The 20532-nt window shown below is 68.4% G+C and carries 13 protein-coding genes; 3 read left to right on the forward strand and 10 right to left on the reverse strand.

Going from position 1 to position 20532, the window contains the following annotated elements; all coding sequences use genetic code 11:
• Nucleotides 1-5 precede the first annotated feature (5 nt).
• Together A5750_RS04485 and pruA are read right to left on the reverse strand one after the other, a co-directional pair.
• A complete protein-coding gene (locus A5750_RS04485) occupies nt 6-968 on the reverse strand; it encodes a proline dehydrogenase family protein (RefSeq protein WP_066951444.1) in 963 nt (320 codons plus the stop codon).
• Nucleotides 968-2599: an L-glutamate gamma-semialdehyde dehydrogenase gene (gene pruA / locus A5750_RS04490; RefSeq protein ID WP_066951448.1), complete on the reverse strand. Its 1632-nt coding sequence runs from the start codon at nt 2597-2599 to the stop codon at nt 968-970. The genes A5750_RS04485 and pruA overlap by 1 nt, the downstream gene beginning before the upstream one ends.
• A gap of 81 nt (nt 2600-2680) precedes the next feature.
• Here pruA and A5750_RS04495 point away from each other — a divergent pair, with 81 nt between their 5' ends.
• Nucleotides 2681-4267 carry a CdaR family transcriptional regulator gene (locus A5750_RS04495; RefSeq protein ID WP_066951452.1) on the forward strand — a complete coding sequence of 529 codons (1587 nt, stop codon included), beginning with the start codon at nt 2681-2683 and terminating at the stop codon, nt 4265-4267.
• Between the two features lie 23 nt (nt 4268-4290).
• Nucleotides 4291-6030, forward strand: coding sequence for a fatty-acid--AMP ligase FAAL21/FadD21 (fadD21, locus tag A5750_RS04500; protein ID WP_067261327.1), 1740 nt, complete (start codon nt 4291-4293; stop codon nt 6028-6030).
• A 16-nt stretch (nt 6031-6046) separates the two neighbouring features.
• Here the strand turns inward: fadD21 and A5750_RS04505 are convergent, their stop codons facing one another.
• The 7 genes from A5750_RS04505 to fdxA all read right to left on the reverse strand — a co-directional run bounded on the left by A5750_RS04505 (nt 6047) and on the right by fdxA (nt 19016).
• Nucleotides 6047-6364: a hypothetical protein gene (locus A5750_RS04505; RefSeq protein WP_067261328.1), complete on the reverse strand. Its 318-nt coding sequence runs from the start codon at nt 6362-6364 to the stop codon at nt 6047-6049.
• Nucleotides 6361-7626 (reverse strand): sulfate adenylyltransferase, encoded by a 1266-nt coding sequence (gene sat / locus A5750_RS04510; RefSeq protein WP_067261329.1) that lies wholly within the window; start codon nt 7624-7626, stop codon nt 6361-6363. Before sat ends, A5750_RS04505 begins: the two co-directional genes overlap by 4 nt.
• 1 nt (nt 7627) lies before the next feature.
• The gene (gene cysC, locus A5750_RS04515; RefSeq protein WP_066951468.1) at nt 7628-8326 is read right to left on the reverse strand and encodes an adenylyl-sulfate kinase; all 699 of its coding nucleotides are present in this window, start codon (nt 8324-8326) and stop codon (nt 7628-7630) included.
• 219 nt (nt 8327-8545) lie between these two features.
• Nucleotides 8546-14869 (reverse strand): type I polyketide synthase, encoded by a 6324-nt coding sequence (pks2, locus tag A5750_RS04520; protein WP_067261330.1) that lies wholly within the window; start codon nt 14867-14869, stop codon nt 8546-8548.
• Nucleotides 14870-15089: 220 nt separating this feature from the next.
• On the reverse strand, nt 15090-17462 hold the full coding sequence (locus A5750_RS04525; RefSeq protein WP_066951573.1) for an APC family permease: 2373 nt from the start codon (nt 17460-17462) through the stop codon (nt 15090-15092).
• Nucleotides 17463-17550: 88 nt separating this feature from the next.
• Complete coding sequence (dapC, locus tag A5750_RS04530; RefSeq protein ID WP_067261331.1) at nt 17551-18636, reverse strand: succinyldiaminopimelate transaminase; 1086 nt, start codon at nt 18634-18636, stop codon at nt 17551-17553.
• A 53-nt stretch (nt 18637-18689) separates the two neighbouring features.
• Entirely contained in the window at nt 18690-19016 is a 327-nt protein-coding gene (gene fdxA / locus A5750_RS04535) for a ferredoxin (protein ID WP_055398945.1), read from the reverse strand.
• A 378-nt stretch (nt 19017-19394) separates the two neighbouring features.
• On the opposite strand from fdxA, the gene A5750_RS04540 reads away from it, so the two are divergent.
• Nucleotides 19395-19727 carry a hemophore-related protein gene (locus A5750_RS04540; protein WP_067261344.1) on the forward strand — a complete coding sequence of 111 codons (333 nt, stop codon included), beginning with the start codon at nt 19395-19397 and terminating at the stop codon, nt 19725-19727.
• A gap of 16 nt (nt 19728-19743) precedes the next feature.
• Here A5750_RS04540 and A5750_RS04545 read toward each other — a convergent pair whose 3' ends face one another.
• A complete protein-coding gene (locus tag A5750_RS04545) occupies nt 19744-20517 on the reverse strand; it encodes a maleylpyruvate isomerase N-terminal domain-containing protein (RefSeq protein WP_067261334.1) in 774 nt (257 codons plus the stop codon).
• Nucleotides 20518-20532 lie beyond the last annotated feature (15 nt).

The following is a 20532-nucleotide window of genomic DNA, read 5'->3' on the forward strand; positions in this document are numbered from 1 at the left end:
CACACTCAGTGACCGCGCTGCGCCAGCGCCCGCAGGAAGAACGTCAGGTTGGCGGGCCGCTCGGCCAACCGACGCATGAAGTACCCGTACCACTGGGTGCCGAACGGCACGTAGACACGCACCTGATTGCCGGACGCGGCCAGCCGCCGCTGTTCGACCTCGCGGATGCCGTACAGCATCTGATACTCGAAATCGGTTGCACCCCGGCCCACGTCGCGGGCCAGCGCGGGCACCGCCTCGATGATGGCCGGGTCGTGTGAGGCCACCATCGGGTAGCCCGGGCCGGCCATCAACACCCGCAGGCAGCGCAGGTAGGCATCGGTCACCCCGGCGGGGTCGCGGTAGGCCACCGCGGCCGGTTCGTCGTAGGCGCCCTTGCACAGCCGGATCCGCGCCCCGGCCGCCGCGAGTTCCTCGCAGTCGTCGAGCGTGCGCCGCAGGTAGGCCTGCAAAGCCACGCCCAGCCAAGGGAAATCGCACCGCAGGTCGCGCACGATCGCCAGCGTCGAGTCCGTCGTCGTGTGGTCTTCGGCGTCCACCGTTACCCACACGCCCGCCCGCTGCGCCGCTTGGCAAATCAAGAAGGCGTTTTTCCGGGCGATCTGCTCACCGTCGCGATCCAGCGACTGCCCGAGGGCCGACAACTTCAGCGACACCTCGAGGGGGCGGACCGCGGCGTTGTCGCCGAAGCGGGCCAGGTGCTCGATCAGGTCCAGGTAAACGCGCACCGCCGCACCGGCGTCGTCGGCGCCGGTGACGTCTTCGCCCAGGTAGTCGACGCTGACATAGCGACCCGAAGAGCGGAGGGCCGCAACGCTGTCCAGCGCGCTGTCGATCGTCTCGCCGGGCACGAAGCGGTGCACCACACGACGGGTGACCGGCATCCCTTCGGCGGCTCGGCGCAACCCCGGTCGCCGGCTCGCGGCCATGATCGCGGGCCGAATGGTGCTGGCGAACACGCCGCCCATCAGTCGGCCGCCATGTGCGGGTAGGTGTGGTGGGTCGCCGGGACGAACGTCTCCTTGATGGTGCGGGCCGACGTCCAGCGCAACAAGTTCAGCACCGACCCGGCCTTGTCGTTGGTGCCCGAGCCGCGCGATCCCCCGAACGGCTGACGTCCGACGACCGCGCCGGTCGGCTTGTCGTTGACGTAGAAATTCCCCGCGGCGAACCGCAGGCGCTCCTGGGCGGTGAGCACGGCGTCGCGGTCGTCGGCGATGACCGCGCCGGTCAACGCGTACCGCGACCCGGTGTCGATCACGTCCAAGATCCGCTCGTAGTCGTCGTCGGGATACACGTGCACCGACAGCAGCGGACCGAAATACTCGGTGGCGAACGCTTCGTCGGTCGGGTCATCGGAGAGCAACACCGTGGGGCGGACGAAATAGCCGACGCTGTCGTCGTATTCGCCGCCGACGGCGATGGTGACGTGGGCCGCGCTCTTCGCTCGCTCGAGGGCGTCGACGTTTTTGGTGAACGCGCGCCGGTCGATCAGCGCGCCGCCGTAGTTGGTCAGGTCGGTGACGTCGCCGTAGCGCAGTGCGGCGGTCTGGCCGAGGAAGTCGTCGCCGATGCGCCGCCACATCGAATGCGGGATGAACGCCCGCGACGCCGCCGAGCATTTCTGCCCCTGGTAGTCGAACGCCCCGCGAATGAGCGCGGTGCGCAGCACATCCGGCTGAGCCGAGGGGTGTGCCACCACGAAGTCTTTGCCACCGGTCTCGCCTACCAGGCGCGGATAGCTGTGGTAACGGCCGATATTGGCGCCCACCTGCTGCCAGAGGTGCTGGAAGGTGGCCGTCGACCCGGTGAAGTGGATGCCGGCCAGCCGCGGATCGGCCAGGGCCACGTCCGAAACCGCGAAGCCGTCGCCGGTGACCAGGTTGATCACACCGGGCGGCAGCCCAGCGGCCTCGAGCAGCTGCATGGTCAGATAGGCCGACAGCGTCTGGGTGATCGACGGCTTCCACACGACGGCGTTGCCCATCAGCGCGGGTGCGGTCGGCAGGTTGCCGGCGATCGAGGTGAAGTTGAACGGCGTGATCGCATAGACGAATCCGTCCAACGGGCGGTAGTCGCTGCGATTCCACTCCCCCGGTCCGCTGATCGGCTGCTGCGCCAGGATCTGGCGCGCGAACGCCACGTTGAACCGCCAGAAGTCGATCTGCTCGCAGGGCGAGTCGATCTCGGCCTGGTAGACGGACTTGGATTGGCCCAGCATCGTCGCGGCGGCGATCTTCTCCCGCCATGGCCCGGCCAGCAGGTCGGCGGCGCGCAAGAATACGGCCGCGCGCTCGTCGAACGGCATCGTCGCCCAGGCCGTTTTCGCGGCCATTGCCGCGTCGATCGCCGCTGCCGCATCGGCGTGGACGGCGTTCGTCAGGGTGCCCAGCTTGGCGACATGCCGGTGCGGCTGGACTACGTCGATCCGTTCCCCGTCGCCCATCCGGTGCGTACCGCCGATGACGTGCGGGAGGTCGATGGGGTGATCGGCCTGCGCGGCCAATTCGGCGCGCAGCCGGCCGCGTTCCGGGGAGTGCGGCGCATAGTCGTGGACCGGCTCGTTGGCCGGCAGCGGCACCTGGGTTATCGCGTCCATGCTGCCAGGATCCTCGCCATGGGCGCCAGCGGAGTTAGCTGATCGGACAGGATAGGGGCCAGTTGATAGTACGATCGGACAATGGCCAGTGTGGGGCTGGGTCAGCTCTTACTCGCGCTGGACGCGACCCTGGTCCGCCTGGTGGAAGCCCCGCGGGGCCTGGACCTTCCCGTCGGCTCGGCGGCGTTGATCGACAGCGACGACGTGCGCCTTGGGCTGGCGGCGGCCGCGAGCTCGGCCGACGTGTTCTTCCTGCTGGGCGTGGCCGACGACGAGGCGCTGCGGTGGATGGACAAGCAGGCCCGCGAGCGCGTTCCGGTGGCGATCTTCGCCAAGCAACCGTCCACCGCGTTGGTGAGCGCGGCGGTCGGCAACGGGTCGGCGATGGTCGCCGTCGAGCCGCGGGCCCGCTGGGAGCGGCTCTACCAGTTGGTCAACCACGTGCTGGAGCATCACGGGGACCGCGCCGATGCGACGGAGGACTCGGGCACCGATCTGTTCGGTTTGGCGCAGTCGCTGGCCGACCGCATCCACGGCATGGTCAGCATCGAAAACGCCCAATCGCACGTGCTGGCCTATTCGGCCTCCAACGACGAAGCCGACGAGCTGCGCCGCCTTTCCATCCTCGGCCGGGCCGGGCCGCCCGAGCACCTCGAATGGATCGGCCAGTGGGGTATTTTCGACGCGCTGCGCGCGAGCGACGGAGTGGTGCGCGTCGCCGAGCGTCCCGAACTTGGCCTGCGCCCGCGGCTGGCGGTCGGGATCTATCAGGAGGCCGATGCTCGGCGGCCGCCTGCGTTCGCCGGCACCATTTGGGTGCAGCAGGGCACACGACCGCTGGCGGCCGACGCCGAGGAGATGTTGCGGGGCGCGGCCGTACTGGCCGGGCGCATCATGGCGCGACTTGCGGCCCGCCCCTCCACGCACGCGCGGCGGGTGCAACAGCTGCTGGGCCTGATCGAGGGGGAGCCCGACGTGGCCGCCGTCGCCCGCGAACTCGGCCTCGCCGCCGACGGGGACGCCGCCCTGATCGGCTGGGACGCCTCGGACACCGCGGGTGCGGCCCGCCCGGCGCGATTGGCCGACGTAATGGCGCTGAGTGCCAGCGCTTTTCGGCGGGACGCCCAGCTCGCCTCCCGTGGATCGCGAATCTATGTGCTGCTGCCCAAGACGCAGACCCGTTCGGTCACCTCGTGGGTCCGCGGCACGATCGCGGCGATGCGCAGCGAACTCGGGGTGCAGCTGCGGGCCGCCATCGCCGCCCCCGTCGCCGGCCCCGCCGGCATCGCCGCCGCCCGAGCCGAGGTGGACCGCGTGCTGGACAGCGCTGCGCGCCATCCCATTTCGATTCCGCAGGTGACGTCGTTGGCCGAGGCGCGCACCACCGTCCTGCTCGACGAGATCCTCGCTTTGGTTGGACGCGAGGAGCGATCGGTCGATCCGCGGATCGTCGACCTGCGTGCCCGCGAGCCGGTGCTGGCCGAAACCCTGCGGGTGTATCTGGACAGCTTCGGCGACGTCGCCGCCGCCGCGCAGTCGCTACACGTTCACCCCAACACGGTTCGCTACCGCATTCGGCGTATCGAGAAGTTATTGACGACGTCGTTGGCCGATCCCGAGGTGCGGCTGCTGTTTTCGCTGAGTTTGCGACTCCCGGGTGGGCCCTAGCGCAAGGCGGTAACCTAACGTCCATGTCGAGCGCGTCCGTGGTGTCCCTGCTGCGTGAACGCGCGGGTCTGCAGCCCGACGACGTCGCCTTCCGGTACACCGACTACGAGCAGGATTGGGGCGGCGTCACCGAGACGTTGACGTGGGCGCAGCTCTACCGGCGGACCCTTAACGTCGCGCACGAGCTCAAGCGGCACGGCGCCGTCGGCGACCGGGCGGTGATCCTCGCTCCGCAGGGCCTGGCCTACGTCGTGGCGTTCCTGGGGGCGATGCAGGCCGGGCTGATCGCGGTGCCGCTGTCGGTGCCGGCGGCGGGCTCGCACGATGAACGGGTGAGCGCCGTCCTGGCCGACACCACGCCCACCGTCGTCCTCACCACGTCCGCGGCCGCCGAAGCCGTCACCCAGTACCTGCACCAAACGGACTCGGCCCCCGCCCCGGCCATCGTCGAGGTCGACACCCTGGATTTGGACGACGCCGGCGCGCCGAGCCTCCGGATCAGCGGCGCCCCCGAAACGGCGTACCTGCAGTACACGTCGGGCTCGACCCGGCTTCCGGCCGGGGTGATGATCTCGCACCAGAACCTTCAGGTGAACTTCCAGCAGCTGATGCTCGACTTGTTCCCGGACTCGAATGGCATGGCGCCATCCGACACCACCATCGTGTCGTGGTTGCCCTTCTACCACGACATGGGCTTGATGCAAGGCGTTGTCATACCGATCCTGAGCGGTTACCGCTGCGAGCTCACCAGTCCAATCGCTTTCCTGCAGCGTCCCGCGAGGTGGATCCAAGCGCTGGCCAAACCCAGCCCCTGCTTCTCGGCGGGACCGAACTTCGCCTTGGAGCTGGCCCTCCGCAAGACAACCGACGCCGACATGGCCGGACTCGATCTCAGCAACGTGCTGGGCATCGTCAGCGGTGCCGAACGCATCCACCCCGCCACCCTGGACCGGTTCTGCAATCGATTCGCCCCGTACAACTTTCGCGATCACATGATGCGCCCGTCCTACGGTCTGGCGGAAGCGACCGTCTATGTCGCCACCCGCAATGTGAGGGCCGCACCAGCAGTCGTGCACTTCGAACCCGGGAAGCTGTCCGAAGGCACCGCGCAACCGTGTGCGGCGGATGCCGGCTCGCCACTGCTCAGCTACGGCATGCCGAAATCGCCGACCATCCGGATCGTGGACCCCGACACCCGCAGGGAATGCCCAACGGGAACGGTCGGCGAGATCTGGGTCCACGGCGAGAACGTGGCCGGCGGCTACTGGCAGAAGCCGGAGGAGACCGAGCGCACCTTCGGCGGCATTCTGGCCGACCCGTCGCCCGGCACGCCCGAAGGGCCATGGCTGCGCACCGGCGATCTCGGCTTCGTCTCCGAGGGCGAGCTGTTCATCGTGGGCCGGATGAAGGATCTGTTGATCGTCTACGGGCGCAACCACTATCCCGAAGACATCGAGTCGACGGTCCAGGGGATCACCGGGGGCCGGGTCGCGGCGATCTCCGTCCCGGTGGACGAGACCGAAAAGCTGGTGACCATCATCGAATTGAAGCAGCGTGACGATTCCGACAAGGAGGCGCTACACCGGCTTGCCATCGTCAAAAACGACGTCACCGCGGCGATTTCGAGCGCACACGGCCTCAACGTCGCCGACCTCGTCTTGGTGTCACCGGGGTCGATCCCCACGACGACGAGCGGCAAGATCCGGCGGGCCGCCTGCGTCGAGCACTACCGCCGCCAGCAGTTCACCCGGTTGGACGCCTGAGCGGCGTTGGTTCCGGCTAGGGTTGCGCCTCGGCGAGGAAGTGGTCCACCACGTCGGGACCGGTGGAGTGCAGCGCGATGGACAACTCCAACAGCCTGTCCTTTACCTTCTTGGGCAGCAACTCAATGGACTTGGTGGTGGCGGAGTCGTACTTGGCCCCCGGGAAGCGTTGCAGCACAACGTCCTTCTGCGCTTCGGTGGTGTAGATCTCCAACAGCTTCATGCCGGCGAAGGCATCCTTGGCCGAGTCGGCCATTCCGGCGTTCGCCAGCGCCGCGAGCCGTTCCTCGTTGATCCACACGTTGACCTTGATCTTCTTCTCGGCACCGCTCATGGGGTGGCTTCCTCCAACTGGTTCAGCGTGAACACCGGCAGCCTGTCCTTCAGGTAATCCTCGGTCACGAACGGCGAGCCCTGGCCGTATTTGGCGGCGGAGTCCAAAACCACCTCGAACACCTCGTGGCGCATGACCTGCTGGGTGGGCTTCACCTCGTCGGTGAGGATGCTACGGATCAGGCTGCCGCTGAAGCTCTGCGCCTGCGAGTCGTGACCGCACAGCGCGGAGTTGGTCACCTCCCGGCATTCCGGGCAGTACCAGTTCTCCCGCAGGAACACCGGTTTGATGCCCAGCTCCGACCGGTGCTGCTGCAGCAGGTTCTGCGAGTCATACGGGTGATAGAAGTCGCCGACGCCGGCATGGTCGCGGCCGAACATGTGGTGCGTGCAGCCGAGGTTGGTCCGCAGGATTGCGTGGAAGATCGCCTCGCGGGGCCCCGCGTACCGCATGTCCCACAGCGTGAAGGTCACCTTGTGGACGTCCTCGCGGAAGTACCCGCTCTTCCTCAGCTCGTCCTGCGCCAGCAGGATGGCCTCGTCGATGTAGTCCCCCACCCGCTTCTGCCCGATGATGGCGTTGACGAGCACGCCGGTGTTGAGGTCGTCGACGGGCATGTCTTCGTTCGCGGCCAGCCACGCCTGCTTCATCAGCGCCTCGTGGCCGGTGTGGGGGACGTTGCGGGTCTGGTGGGCGACGACGTGCTTCCAGTCCTTCGCTGCGAGCGCATCGCGGTGCTGCCTGGGCGTGAGCCAGAAGCTCTTGAAGGGCTCGTTGAACACCGGCTCGTTGATGAGCGTGACGTCGCCGGCGATGAACCGGTTCGCGTACGCGAGCGCCTTCTTCACCCCCGGGTGCCTGGGATCGGTTGTGCCGTAAGTCTTCTCGGCGAAGCGCTGCAGGTCGTACTCGTAGATCTCGCTGACGTCGAGGATCGCGATGGGTGCGCCGAGGTACTCCAGCACGACGCTGCCGCCCTCGTTGACGCCCAGCTTCTCGACGTCGTCGGAGGACAGGTCGAACACGATCGGGATGCTCCACAGCGTTCCGTCCGGAAGCCGCAATTTGTCCAGGGTTCCATCGACCTCTTGCCGGCCCATGAACCCGGACAGCGGGGTGAAGAATCCGTAGGACAGGCTGATCACTTCGTGCGCGGTCGCCTTGGAAATGGGCACGCGCGGCAGGCCTTTGATCTGTTCGGCGGCGCCGTCCGTGGACACTCTTTCCACGATCGGTTTCCCGTTGTGACCGTGATAGTTCATCTCATGACCTCGCTTCGCGGTGTGTGTCGAAGCCTCGGGCGGCAGCGGCACGGGCGGGAATGACGCCCTCCTTCTCGAGGTGCGAGACCACTTCCTCGGCCAGCGTGTCCGCATCCTTCGTGCCACCCTCGAGCCGCAGCTCCGGGCTCAGCGGCGCTTCGTACGGATCGTCGATTCCGGTGAAACCCCGGATCTCGCCCGCCCTCGCCTTCTTGTACAAGCCTTTCGGATCACGCTGCTCGCAAATCTCGATCGGCGTATCGACGAAGATCTCCAGGAAATCACCCTCGGCGAGGGTGGCGCGAACCGCGTCGCGGTCGTGCCGGTACGGGCTGATGAAGGCCGTCAAGGTGATGACCCCGGCATCGCAGAACAACTTCGCGACCGCCCCGAGGCGCCGGATGTTCTCCTCGCGGTCCTCGGCGGAGAACCCCAGACCGAACCGCTTCGCGAACTCGACTCCGTGGCGCTCTTCGAGGAGAGTCGGGCCGGCGTTGAGCCCGTGGCGGACGTTGTCGCCGTCCAGCAGGTAGCTCCGCACGCCGCGCCCGTACAGCTTCTGCTCGACGATGTTCGCGACCGTGCTCTTGCCGCTGGCGCTCAGCCCGGTGAACCAGATAACGCAGCCCTTGTGGCCGTTGAGCCGCTCGCGCGCCTCGCGAGAGATCTGGTGGTCATGCCAGGTGATGTTGGTGGACATCCTCAGCTCCTCGTCGGCTTTTCACGCGTCATCTCTACGTGGCCCGTGGTCCTCTCAACCGGCACCCCGGCGCGCTCATTCCTGTGGCAACGCCCACGCGGCATCACCTACGAGTAAAACCGGACTTCGGCAAGTCTACAAGTTAAGATGGTCAGTTTAGGGCGGTTTTCGGCGTTGCGGCCGTCGCCCGCCCGGGACAGGGCGGCCGCATCCGCCTCGTCAGGATGCTGACGCCGCCGTTTCCGACGCGGCCAGCTCCTCGCACAAATGCTCCGCCAGATCGCGGACCGTGGTGATCTTGGTGGGGCTGATGCGCACACCCGTTTCGGTTTCGATGCGGGTTCGCAGCTCGAGATTGCCGAGCGAATCCAACCCATAGTCGGACAACGGACGGTCGGGATCGATTGTGCGCCGGAGCAATAGGCTGATCTGACCGGACACCAGCCGACGAATGGCGGTGGGCCATTCTTCGCGGGGCAGCGCCTTCAACTCGGCCAGGAATTTTCCCGCGTCCGGGTTGCCCTGCGCCGTCGATCCGAACGCCTCGGCGAACCGGCTGCGTTGTGCGAACGAGGTCAGCCACGGCGTTCCCATGATCGGCGCGTAGCCGGAGTAAGGGCGGTCGTAGCGCAGCAGGGACTCGAACGCGTAATAGCCCTCCGACGGCTTGATCGCGATGTCGGCGTCTTGCGCGAGAACCGTGGCGCGGCCGACCTCGGACCACGCGCCCCAGGCGATCGCGCTGCCGGGCAGGCCCTGGGAGCGGCGCCAGTAAGCGAACGCGTCCAGCCAACTGTTGGCCGCGGCATACGCGCCCTGCCCCGGCGAGCCGACCAGGGCGGCGGCCGACGAGAACGAACAGAACCAGTCCAGCGGCTGTCCCGCTGTGGCTCGATGCAGGTTCCAGGCTCCGTAAACCTTTGGCGCCCAACACCGGTCGATCAGTTCGTCGGTGACGTTGGCCAACGTGGCATCCTCCACGACCGCCGCCGCGTGCAGCACCCCACGCACCGGCAACCCCGTCGCGGTCGCGGACACCACCAGGCGGTCGGCCGTGGCCGGCTCGGCGATGTCCCCACACTCCACCGCGATGTCCGCCCCGCCGGCGCGCAGACGCTCGATGGCTTGGCGCGCTTGCTCGTTGGGCGCCGAGCGGGAGTTGAGCACGATCCGCCCGGCGCCCCGGGACGCCATCTCACCGGCCAAGAACAGCCCCAGGCCGCCGATGCCACCGGTGACGATGTAGGCGCCGTCGGCGCGGAACGGCCGCACCTCCTCCGGGGGGACCGTCGCGACACTGCGTCCCGCGCGCGGCACGTCCAGCACCACCTTGCCGGTGTGCCCCGCGCCGCCCACCAACCGGATCGCGGCGGCCGCGTCGTGGATCGGGTAGTGCGTGGTGCGCGGCAGCGGCAGCTCGCCGTCGGCGGTCCGTTGGTACACGGTGGCCAACAGGCGGCGAATCGTCTCGGGGTGACTGAATGTCAGCAACGCCAGGTCGACCGCGAACAGGGACAGGTTGCGCCGGAAGGGAAACAACCCGAGGTGGGTGTCGCGGTAGATGTCGCGCTTGCCCAGTTCGATGAATCGCCCGCCGAATGCCAGCAAGCCGATTCCCGCACGCTGCGCGGTCCCGGGCAGTGAGTTGAGCACCACGTCGACGCCGTATCCGCCAGTGTCGGCACGGATCTGGTCGGCGAATTCCGCGCTGCGCGAGTCGTAGACGTGCTCGATTCCCATGTCCCGCAGCAATTGCCGGCGCTGCGGGCTGCCCGCGGTCGCGAAGATCTCGCAACCCGCGGCCCGGGCGATCGCGATGGCCGCCTGTCCGACCCCGCCGGTGCCGGAGTGGATGAGGACCTTGTCGCTTGGCGAAATCCGGGCCAGGTCATGCAACCCGTACCAGGCGGTGGCCGAGGCGGTGGGCACCGCGGCGGCGGCTTCCACCGGCAGGCCGGGCGGGAGGGTGACCGCGTGCCGAGCGTCGGCGATGACGAAGGTGCCCCAGCATCCGTTGCGCGACATGCCCCCTACGCGGTCACCCACCCGGTGCTCGGTGACGCCGGGACCGACGGCGGTCACCACACCGGCGAAGTCACCACCCAGCTGCTGTTGGTAGCCCTCGAAGGTGGGATAACGGCCGAACGCGACCAGCACGTCGGCGAAGTTGATGGTGGACGCGGTGACCGCGACCTCGATCTCCCCCGGACCCGGCGGGACGCGGTCGAACGCGATGAACTCCAGCGATTCGAGGTCACCGGGCGTGCGGATCTGTAGGCGCATGCCGTCCCGCTCGCGATCGACGACGGTGGTCTGCCGTTCGGCCGGGCGCAACGGACCCGGCCGCAACCGCGCGGTGTACCACTGTCCGCCGCGCCACGCCGTCTCGTCTTCCCCAGATCCGCTCTTACACTGCAGTGCAACGTGTTTGGCTTCGGCCGCCCCGTCGATGTCGATCTGGGTGGCGCTCAGGTGGGGGTGCTCGGAATCGATCACCCGCGTCAGCCCGCGCAACCCGGCCTGCTCGATGTTGGCCACGTCGCCGGCGACCACGTTGGCGGCGTTCCTGGTCACCACGAATAGCCGGGGCGACTCCCCGGGCAGCTCGGAAAGCTCGCGGGCGATGGCCACCAGATGGGACACGTAGTCGCGGCCGAGCCGCGTCACTTCGGCGCCGCCGGCTGGTGGCGCGGTCACCACGACGACACCGGTGAGTCCCTTGAGCGGGCCGTGCCCATTCGAGGCCAGCTGGCCGCTGCCCGACAGCAGGGTGCGCAGCTGTGCGGTTTCCGCCGATCCGAGCGACCAGGACACCGTGGTGCATTGGGCGCCATCGCCCAATGCCTCGGCGAGTTGTTCGGTCAGCGGATCCGTCACCTCACACGCGCTGAGTAACAGCCACGCTCCCGGCTCGCCGTGAGGCCCCTCCGGCAATTGCCGGGGCTCCCATTCGATGGTCAACAACCGCTCGTTGAGCAGCCGTTGCGCCCGCTCGTGCTCGGAGGCGCCGCCGGCCAGCCGAAGCCCCTCGACGGTCAGCAGGACGGCGCCGGACTGGTCCAGCACGTCGAGGTCCGCCTCGCACTCGCCCGGGCGCGACGCCGTAACCCGGGCGAGGCAGTATTGCGCGTTGCGCGTCGAGGAATAGCTGCGCAACCTGCGCACCCCGACCGGCAACAGCAGACTGCCCGCGCTCGCCTTCTGCACCTCGGGATGGACGACGACCGACTGGAAGCAGGCGTCCAGCAGGGCGGGGTGGATGGCGTACCCCGACTGCTGCGAGCGGATCGCGCCGGGAAGCGCGACCTCGGCGAGCACGGTGCCGGCGTGCCCGCCGGCGACGAGCGCGGCGGCCAGACCGGAGAAGGCCGGACCGTACTGAATCCCGATCGCGCCGAAGGCCTTTCGCAGTTCGGCGCCGTCCATGCCGGACGGGTGATTGGCGATCAGGGTGGCCATGTCATGGGCGGGCGGCTGCGGCAACTCGCCCTCGTCCGGTTCGTTGAGGGCCCGCAGGACCGCAGCCGCCCGGCGAACGCGTTCGCCCTCGTCGTGGGTGTCCACCGCGAACTCGAGAACTCCGGGCGCGGTGACCGTCGCCGCCGACGATGCCCGCGTCCGGCCGTCCAGCAACAGCGTCTGCTCGAACGTGATGTCGCAGACCTCCGAGCGTTCGCCGAGGGCCGCGCGCGCGGCGGCGAGGGCCATCTCGCAGTAGGCGGCGCCGGGAAGCGCGGCCACCTGGTGGATTTGGTGGTCTCCGAGCCATGGGTGCGCCTCGGTGCCGACGTCGCCCTGCCAGACGTGGCGCTCGGGCTCCTCGTACAGGTGCACGTGGGCCCCGAGCAGTGGATGCACGGCCTGCACCGAGGCGCCGTGCGCCTGCTCTTTTGCCTCGCGGCTGAGCATGAGCCTGCGGTGCGTCCACGTCGGGAGCGGGGCGTCCACCAGGCGCCCGGTCGGGTACTGCACCGAGAAGTCCACCGCGGCCCCGGCGCTGTGCACGTCGGCGACGAAGCCCCGCAAACCGATTGGCAGCTCTTGGTCGCGGCGCATGGCGGCGAGCGCGGCGATGGGCATGTCCAAACTGGCTGCGTTCTGCTCGACCGCATGGGTGAGCAGCGGGTGGGGCGCCAATTCCGCGAAGACCCGGAAGCCGTCCTTGAGGGCGGCCTGCACGGCCGCCGCGAATCGCACGGTGTAGCGCAGGTTTTCGGCCCAGTAGTCGCCGGCGAACGAGGGCCGTTCGCGGGGATTCCACAGCGTCGCCGAATAGTAGGGAATCTCCGGCTCCCGTGGCTCGAGGCCGGCGAGGGCCTCGACCAGTTCGTCGAGGATCGGCTCCACCTGCGGCGAATGCGAGGCCACGTCCACCGCCACCTCGCGCGCCAGCACGTCCTGCTCCTGCCAGGCCGCGACCAGATCGCGGATGGCCTGGGTGTCGCCGCCGATCACCGTCGACGTCGGGGAGGCGACCACGGAGAGCACGACGTCGGAGATCCCTCGGATGGACAGTTCCGACAACACCTGCGCCCCGGGCAATTCCACCGACGCCATGGCGCCGCTGCCGGCGATCCCCCCCATCAGCCTCGAGCGGCGGCAGATGACGCGCACCCCGTCCACGGGCGACAGCCCGCCGGCGACGACCGCCGCCGCGGATTCCCCGAGGGAATGCCCGATGACGGCGCCGGGACGCACGCCGTAGGACCGCATCGTCTCGGCCAGCGCGACCTGCATCGCGAAGATCGTCGGCTGCAGGCGGTCGATGCCGGTCACCAGCTCGGGCGCCGACATGGCTTCGGTGACCGAGAACCCCGATTCCTCGGCGATCAGCGGCTCCAGCTCGGCGATCGTCGCCGCGAACACCGGCTCCTTCGCCAGCAGTTCGGCGCCCATCTTCGGCCACTGCGACCCCTGTCCCGAGAACACCCATACCGGCCCGAGGTCGTCTTGCCCGACGGCGGGCTCGTACGGCATGTCGCTGTCGGCCAACTCACGCAGGGCCGCGCTCAGCTCGCCGAAGGTGCTGGCCGACAACACCGTTCGCACCGGCCGGTGCGCGCGCCGGCGAGCCAGGGTGTAACCCAGATCCCACAGGCCCGCCCCGCCGGCGTGTTCGTCGACCCAAGCCGCCAGCCGGGCGGCCGTGCCGCGCAGCTGCTCCGCGGAAGTGGCCGACACCGGAAACAACAACGCCCCGTGGGCGCTCGGTGCGGCCGGCGCCTCTTCGGGCGTCGCTGCGGAGACCTGTGGGGGGGCCTGCTCCAGCACGACGTGCACGTTGGTGCCCGACATTCCGTAGGACGACACGGCGGCGCGCCGCGGGTACCGGCCGTCGGTGGGCCAGGGCGTGTTGGCCTGCGGCACGAACAGTTCGGTCTTGATCGTGGCCATCTCGCCGGGCAGGCGGGTGAAGTGCAGATTCTGCGGCACCGTGCCGTGCTGCAGCGCGAGGACCGTCTTGATCAACCCCAACGGTCCGGAGGCCGATTGCAGGTGGCCAAAGTTCGTCTTCACCGAGCCCAGCGCGCACGGTCCGGCGGTTCCGTACACGGCGGCCAGGCTCGAATACTCGATCGGGTCCCCGACGGGGGTGCCGGTCCCGTGCGCCTCGACGAAGCCGACCGTGGTGGCGTCGACGCCGGCGACTTCGAGGGCCTTTCGGTAGACGGCCACCTGGGCGGTTTCCGACGGCGCCGCGATGTTTACGGTGCGGCCGTCCTGATTGGCCGCGGTTCCGCGCAGCACCGCCAGGATGCGATCGCCGCCGCGTTGCGCGTCGTCGAGCCGTTTGAGCAGCAGCATGACGCAGCCCTCGCCGGACACGAAGCCGTCGGCCTTCTCGTCGAAGGCGTGGCAGCGGCCGGTCGGCGACAGCATGCCCTGCAGCGACCCCGAGACGGACTTTCGCGGTTCCAGCGTCACGACGACACCACCGGCCAGGGCGAAGTCGCTTTCACTGCTGTTCAGGCTGCCGCACGCCTGGTGGACGGCCATCAGGCCCGACGAGCACGCGGTGTCCACGGTGACCGCCGGGCCGTGCAGGCCCAGGGCGTAGGCGACCCGCCCCGACGCAAAGCTGTTGCTCGTGCCGGTGAACCCGTACGGACCCTCGGCGGCACCGCAGTCGGCGGACAGCAGTTCGTAGTCGCCGTGCGTCAGTCCGACGAAGACCCCGGTCTGCGAGTGGGACAACCGCGCGGGATCGAGGCCCGCGTCCTCGATGGCATCCCAGGACGTTTCCAACAGCAAGCGGTGCTGCGGGTCGATCGCGGTGGCCTCGCGCTCGGTCATGCCGAAGAAGTCGCAGTCGAAGCCGCCGACGTCGTCGAGGAAGGCCCCCCACCGGGTTACCGAGCGGCCGGGCACGCCGGGTTCGGGGTCGTAGTACAGGTCCGCGTCCCACCGATCGGCGGGAATCTCGCCCACGAGATCCGCGCCGCGCAACAACTCTTCCCACAGCCGTTGCGGAGAATCGATCCCACCGGGAAGTCGGCAGGCCATACCGATGACAGCAACGGGTGTGGCGGCTGCGGCACGCAAAGTGCAGTCCTCTGTTCTCCCCCAACGGCGTTCAGCGGTCGTGCGGGTGTCAGCTTACCGTCAGCACTCGACTCATCATCCCCGAAGCCATTTCTGGCTCCGTCAGGCGCTCGGAACGCCGATGGCGGCTCACTCGAGAACGACGAATAGTCCTGCTTCGCAAAGAAATCCGGCTAGCAGCGTTTGCCCATGCGGAATAATCCCGGCGATCGGAGGGACGTTAAGTTTTGCTCGATTCGCCGGATTCGCCGGATCCGCCTGAGTCGACGGCCGTCGCGGGGTCCTCGATCACGCAATACGTCGGATCGATCATCGAGATGGGCCGGTTGCCGGTCTGGCGCGCCTTCCCGGTGATCCGCAATAGCTGGCCGGGCTGTATGTCGGCGCCCCCATGACCGGGACGGAACGTGACCGTCATTTCCCCGCTGTTGTCCCCGACGACCACCTGCCGGAAGGTGCGCCCCCGGTCGGTGACGTCCTCGACCTGGTTGACCCGTCCTTCGACGGTGGCCCGTTGCCCCGAGATCAGCCCGGCCACCAGGATGACCGAAGCCGGCCGCTCGGGGTGCTCGTAGGCGTCCACCTTCTCGTCCTCGCCCTTGGACACCCACGCCTCGAGCTTGTCGATCTCCTGGGCGATCCGCTGCTCGAGGGTGTCGGGGTAGGCCTCCTTGATGCGCGATTCCACGTCGTAGGGCACGATCGTCGCCGCCGCATCGGGGATCAGGCTCACCGCGCGGGAGATCTTGTCCGCGGTGCGGTCGTGCAGCAGCCTCCCCAGCAGCCGCGCGAACGTTCGGCGAGGCAACAGCACCGTCACGTTGGTGTGCGGTTGTTCTTCGCGCGCCTTGGCGACCAGCAGCTGGGCGGCCCGGATGATCCGGCGGTCCGGGCAGTCCACCACCCGCAGCGGGGTGTCGAGATCGAAGTGGTCCCAGCGCTTTCGCAGCTGCGCGGCGTGGGCCGGGTCGACCATGAAGTGCACCGCGGTCAACTCGTCGGCCCGTAATCCCCTGCCGTAGCGCAGCGCTTCGATCACCGCCAGGTCCACGGAGTCGACAAGAACGAACACCCGGTGCCGCGCGTACTTCACCAACTCCGGACGGTCGGTGCGGAACATCTCGAGAATGGCTGCCTCAGCCCGGTATTCGCGGTTGAGCCGCATCAGCATGAACACCAGTAGCGGGAAGACGACGACCACCAGCCACGCGCCCTCGGTGAATTTCGCCACCGCGAAGATGCCCACCACGATCGTCGAGAGGATGGCCGCGGACAGGTTGATCGCCAGGCGGCGTCGCCACCCCGGTTCCCGCTGTGTCAGATGGTGTTTGGTCATCCCGTAGCCGGCCATCGAGAACCCGGTGAACACACCGATCGCATAGAACGGGACCAGCGCGTTGACCGACCCGCCGGTCACCACCAACAACAGCACCGACAGCGCCGTCAGGGTGATGATGCCGTTCGAAAAGACCAACCGGTGACCGCGTTTGGTGAGTTGGCGCGGCAGGAAGCGGTCCTCGGCGACGAAACTGGCCAGCGCCGGGAATCCGTTGAAACTGGTATTCGCACCGGTGAACAAGATGGCCGCGGTCGCGGCCTGGACCAGGATGTAGAAGACGTCGCCGATCACGCCGTTGCCGAAGACGGCTCGGCCGATCTGGGACAGCACCGACGGGTATTCCGTGAGATAGGGCGTGGCGTGGGTGACGTGCGCCAGGTAGGCGACGCCGGCCAGCAGGAGGCCGAGGACGGTGGCCATGGCGGTGAGCACGCGGCGCGCGTTGCGGCCCTGCGGCTTTCGGAAGTAGTCGACCGTGTTGGAGATGGCCTCGACCCCGGTCAGCGACGAGCCTCCGTTGGCGAACGCGCGCAGCAACACCAAAATCGTGGCGCCCAGCACCAACCCGTTGCCCTGGTGTACCGGCACGGTTCCGGTCATGTGCGCGGGATCGTAAACCGGTAGGTTCCCGGCGAATGCGCGAATGACGCCGACCACGATGGTCAGGCCAACCATGACGATGAATGAATAGGTCGCCACCGCGAACGGCAGTCCCGCCTCCTTCAGCCCACGCAGGTTCGCGTAGCAGATAGCAAGCACGACCGCGACCGTGAGCTCGAGGCTGTACGGGCCCAGCGCGGGAACCGCCGATACCACCGCGACCGTTCCGGCCGCCGATTGCACCGCAACGGTGACGACGTAGTCGATCAGCAGCGCCGCGGCGGCGATTTGCGCGACCCGGGGCCCGAAGTTGTCCCGGGCGACGATGTAGGAGCCGCCCGCCCGGGTGTAGGCCATCACCACCTGCCGGTATGAGGCGGCCACCAGGACCAGGATGAGCAGGATGACACCGGTGATGGGAAGCAACAGCAGAAAGGCGGCCAGCCCGGCATGCGGTAGCAGTTCGATCAGGATCTGCTCAGGACCATAGGCGACGGACGACACCGCATCCGGCGAAAGCGCGCCCAGGGCAACCGGATTCGACAACTTCTCGGAGGCGATGTCCTCCGTGATCAGGGGCTTTCCCAGGAATACCCGCTTGACGATGTCCCCGACCGAAAGGGGGATGCGCAGCCTGCCGGCCGAAGTCGTCACGACCACCGTCCTTAACTGAGCGGGCGAAACACCTTCGATGCATTGTGCACGCTGGCGCCCGCCATTGGTGGCGGCTGGTCGGTTTCGGTTAGGCGAGCCGCCGCACGGCGGCGGAGATCCGCTCGTCGGTCGCCGTCAGCGCGACACGCACGTGCTGCGCGCCGCGCGGGCCGTAGAAGTGGCCGGGCGCCACCAGGATGCCGCGCTCGGCCAGCCAGGTGACGGTGTCCGCGCACGGCTCGCCGCGGGTCGCCCACAGATACAGGCCGGCCTCGGAATGGTCGACGGCGAATCCGGCCGAGCGCAGCGCCGGCAGCAACGCTTCCCGCCGCCGCTCGTACCGTTCGCGCTGCGTTCGCTCGTGGGCGTCGTCGTCCAGGGCGGCGACCATGGCCGCCTGCACCGGCGTCGGCACCATCATCCCGGCGTGCTTGCGCACCGCCAGCAGCTCGGACACCAGATCGGCGTCCCCGGCGACGAATCCGGCCCGGTAACCGGCCAGCGACGAGCTCTTCGACAGCGAGTGGATGGCGAGCAGTCCAGCGTGGTCGCCGTCGCAGACCGACGGATGCAGGATCGACAGCGGTTGCGCCTCCCAGCCCAGGCCCAGGTAACACTCGTCGGAAGCCACCACGCTGCCACGCTCGCGCGCCCAGCCGACCACTTTGCGCAGGTGGTCGACGCCCAGCACGCGCCCGGTCGGGTTGCTCGGGGAGTTGAGGTAGACCAGCGCCGGCGATTGCGGGCCCAACTGGGTCAACGAATCCGCCCGCAGCACCGTCGCTCCGGCCAGCCGCGCCCCGACGTCATACGTCGGATACGCCAGCTCGGGCACCACGATCACGTCCGCGGGCCCCAGCCCCAGCAGGGTCGGCAGCCAGGCGATGAGCTCCTTGCTGCCGATCACCGGCAGCACCGCTGCCTCGGTGAGCCCGGTGATGCCGAAGCGGCGGGCCAGCGCGGCGACCGCCGAGTCCCGCAGTCGCGGGGTGCCGGCGGTGGCGGGATATCCGGACGCGGAACCCGCGGCGGCCAGCGCTTCCTGGATGATCGGCGCGACCGGGTCCACCGGGGTGCCGACGGACAGGTCGACGATCCCGTCGGGATGGGAACCGGCCAGCGCTTTCGCGTCGGCCAGCGTGTCCCAGGGAAATTCCGGCAGGGATGCCGACACTCGCCCGCGTGGGGCGCGCGGCCTCACCCCGGGTCTATCCAGCACCGGCCCGCTCAGTCGCCCTCGCCCTGGGGCGGCAGGTCCTTGACGACTTGCGGGTCGTTCTCGGTCATGCCGACCTTGGCGGCGCCGCCCGGCGATCCCAGCTCAGTGAAGAAGTCGGCGTTGATCTGCGTGTACTGGCTCCACTGCTCGGGCACGTCGTCTTCGTAGTAGATCGCTTCGACGGGGCAGACGGGCTCGCACGCCCCGCAGTCGACGCACTCGTCGGGGTGGATATACAGCATCCGCGCGCCCTCGTAGATGCAGTCGACCGGGCACTCCTCGATACATGCCTTGTCTTTGATGTCGACACAGGGCTCGGCGATCGTGTAGGTCACAGACGTCTCCTCCATGTACTGCTTCGGTGTGGGCTGCTCTTCGGCTCGCGCCCGGTGCTTCCGGCCGCTCCAGGACAAAGCTTTCGGTTACTGATACTAGACGTTGCACATACACGTCAACCACTTGGCGCGCCCGTTAAATTGACGATTTAAGACTGCCAGTCTCGGACGCCGCGATCGGGGTCGGTTTCGCCGAGGGCGAACAGGGCGCCCAACCCGCTGACCTGCGAAAAGTCGCACTTCAGCGGCGCTCCGCGATATGCATTGCGATGGAAGCACGCTCGCGGCGCCTGGTAACCTCGACGAGAGGCGACAGCCGCTGGGCAAATGTCGTCGCCGTGATAGCGGTGCATTTATAGGGGAAGGTGTCCACACATGGTGAGGCTGTCGTTGACCAAATTGACCGTTGCGCTTGGCGGCGCGGCCGTGGCGTTGACCGCCGGGGCCGGAATCGCGTCCGCGGACCCGACGGACGCGATCATCAACACCACGTGCAACTACGGACAGGTGATCGCCGCGCTCAACGCCACCGATCCGGCGGCCGCGACGCAGTTGAACAGCTCGCCCGTGGCGCAGTCTTACATCCGCAACTTCTTGGCCTCGCCGCCGCCCAAGCGGCAGCAGATGGCCCAGCAGATTCAGGCCATGCCGTCGGCGCAGAAGTACTACGACGACATCAACCAGGTCGCGGTCACCTGCAACAACTTCTGAGCCGAACGGACGCCGCTCAGTAACCGCTGAGCAGGCCGCGCACGCGGCCCAGGGTCTCCGGTCCGACGCGGCTGCAGATTCGCGATGGGTCCGCGGGCTTACGCCCCCAAAGCAGCAGGACGCGCGCGGCAGGGTCGGTTTCCAGGGTGGCAGGGCCTTCGGGTTCGGTGAGCCCGATGGCGGTGCGGTCGGCGTCAGCGCTGATCACGACGTCATCGGTGCCGGCGGCCCGCAACCTGGCCTCGACGCGCTCGCCGGGCCGCAATTGCTTAACGCCCTTGGCCAGCAGCGGTTTTCCGACCGCCACGACGCTGTGCGTGGTCATCCAGGGCTCGGCCAGCCCGGTCTTCAGGGCCGCCGGAATGTCGGCGTCCCCGGTGATATCCCAACCGTGCAGCACGAGCTCTTCGCGCATGTGTTCGGCGAACCAGGGCACCTTCATGGTGCGGCCCGTCCACGCGACGTCGGTGTCCTGGGGCACGTCGTCGGCCGCTTTCGCGATCCGGTTGAGGGTGGCCATCCGGTCGAACAGCGCGTCCCACAGGTCCGCGTCGTTCAGCGCGCGCAGTGGTCCCTCACGTTCCTCGAAGCCGCGCGTGCCGACGGGTTCGCCGTCGAGGTGCGCGGCCAGCACTCGGGCGATCTCCTCGGCGTTCCCGGCCTGATGGACGACGATGTCGCGCACCGTCCAGGCCTCGCACCAGGTGCCGGCGTCGGGCCGGCGCCGCTGCACCGCGTCTACGAACGGCCTCCACTCGGGGAACCGGTCATCGTCGATCTGTCGGTTCACGGCGTCGGGTATACC

This window comes from Mycobacterium sp. 852002-51613_SCH5001154, from assembly GCF_001667425.1.
Taxonomy (GTDB): domain Bacteria; phylum Actinomycetota; class Actinomycetes; order Mycobacteriales; family Mycobacteriaceae; genus Mycobacterium.

Bases quoted from the DNA above. Each gene is read 5' to 3' on its own strand.
- A5750_RS04485 (WP_066951444.1), bottom strand. From the start codon at position 968: ATGGGCGGCGTGTTCGCCAGCACCATTCGGCCCGCGATCATGGCCGCG.
- pruA (WP_066951448.1), bottom strand. From the start codon at position 2,599: ATGGACGCGATAACCCAGGTGCCGCTGCCGGCCAACGAGCCGGTCCAC.
- A5750_RS04495 (WP_066951452.1), top strand. From the start codon at position 2,681: ATGGCCAGTGTGGGGCTGGGTCAGCTCTTACTCGCGCTGGACGCGACC.
- fadD21 (WP_067261327.1), top strand. From the start codon at position 4,291: ATGTCGAGCGCGTCCGTGGTGTCCCTGCTGCGTGAACGCGCGGGTCTG.
- A5750_RS04505 (WP_067261328.1), bottom strand. From the start codon at position 6,364: ATGAGCGGTGCCGAGAAGAAGATCAAGGTCAACGTGTGGATCAACGAG.
- sat (WP_067261329.1), bottom strand. From the start codon at position 7,626: ATGAACTATCACGGTCACAACGGGAAACCGATCGTGGAAAGAGTGTCC.
- cysC (WP_066951468.1), bottom strand. From the start codon at position 8,326: ATGTCCACCAACATCACCTGGCATGACCACCAGATCTCTCGCGAGGCG.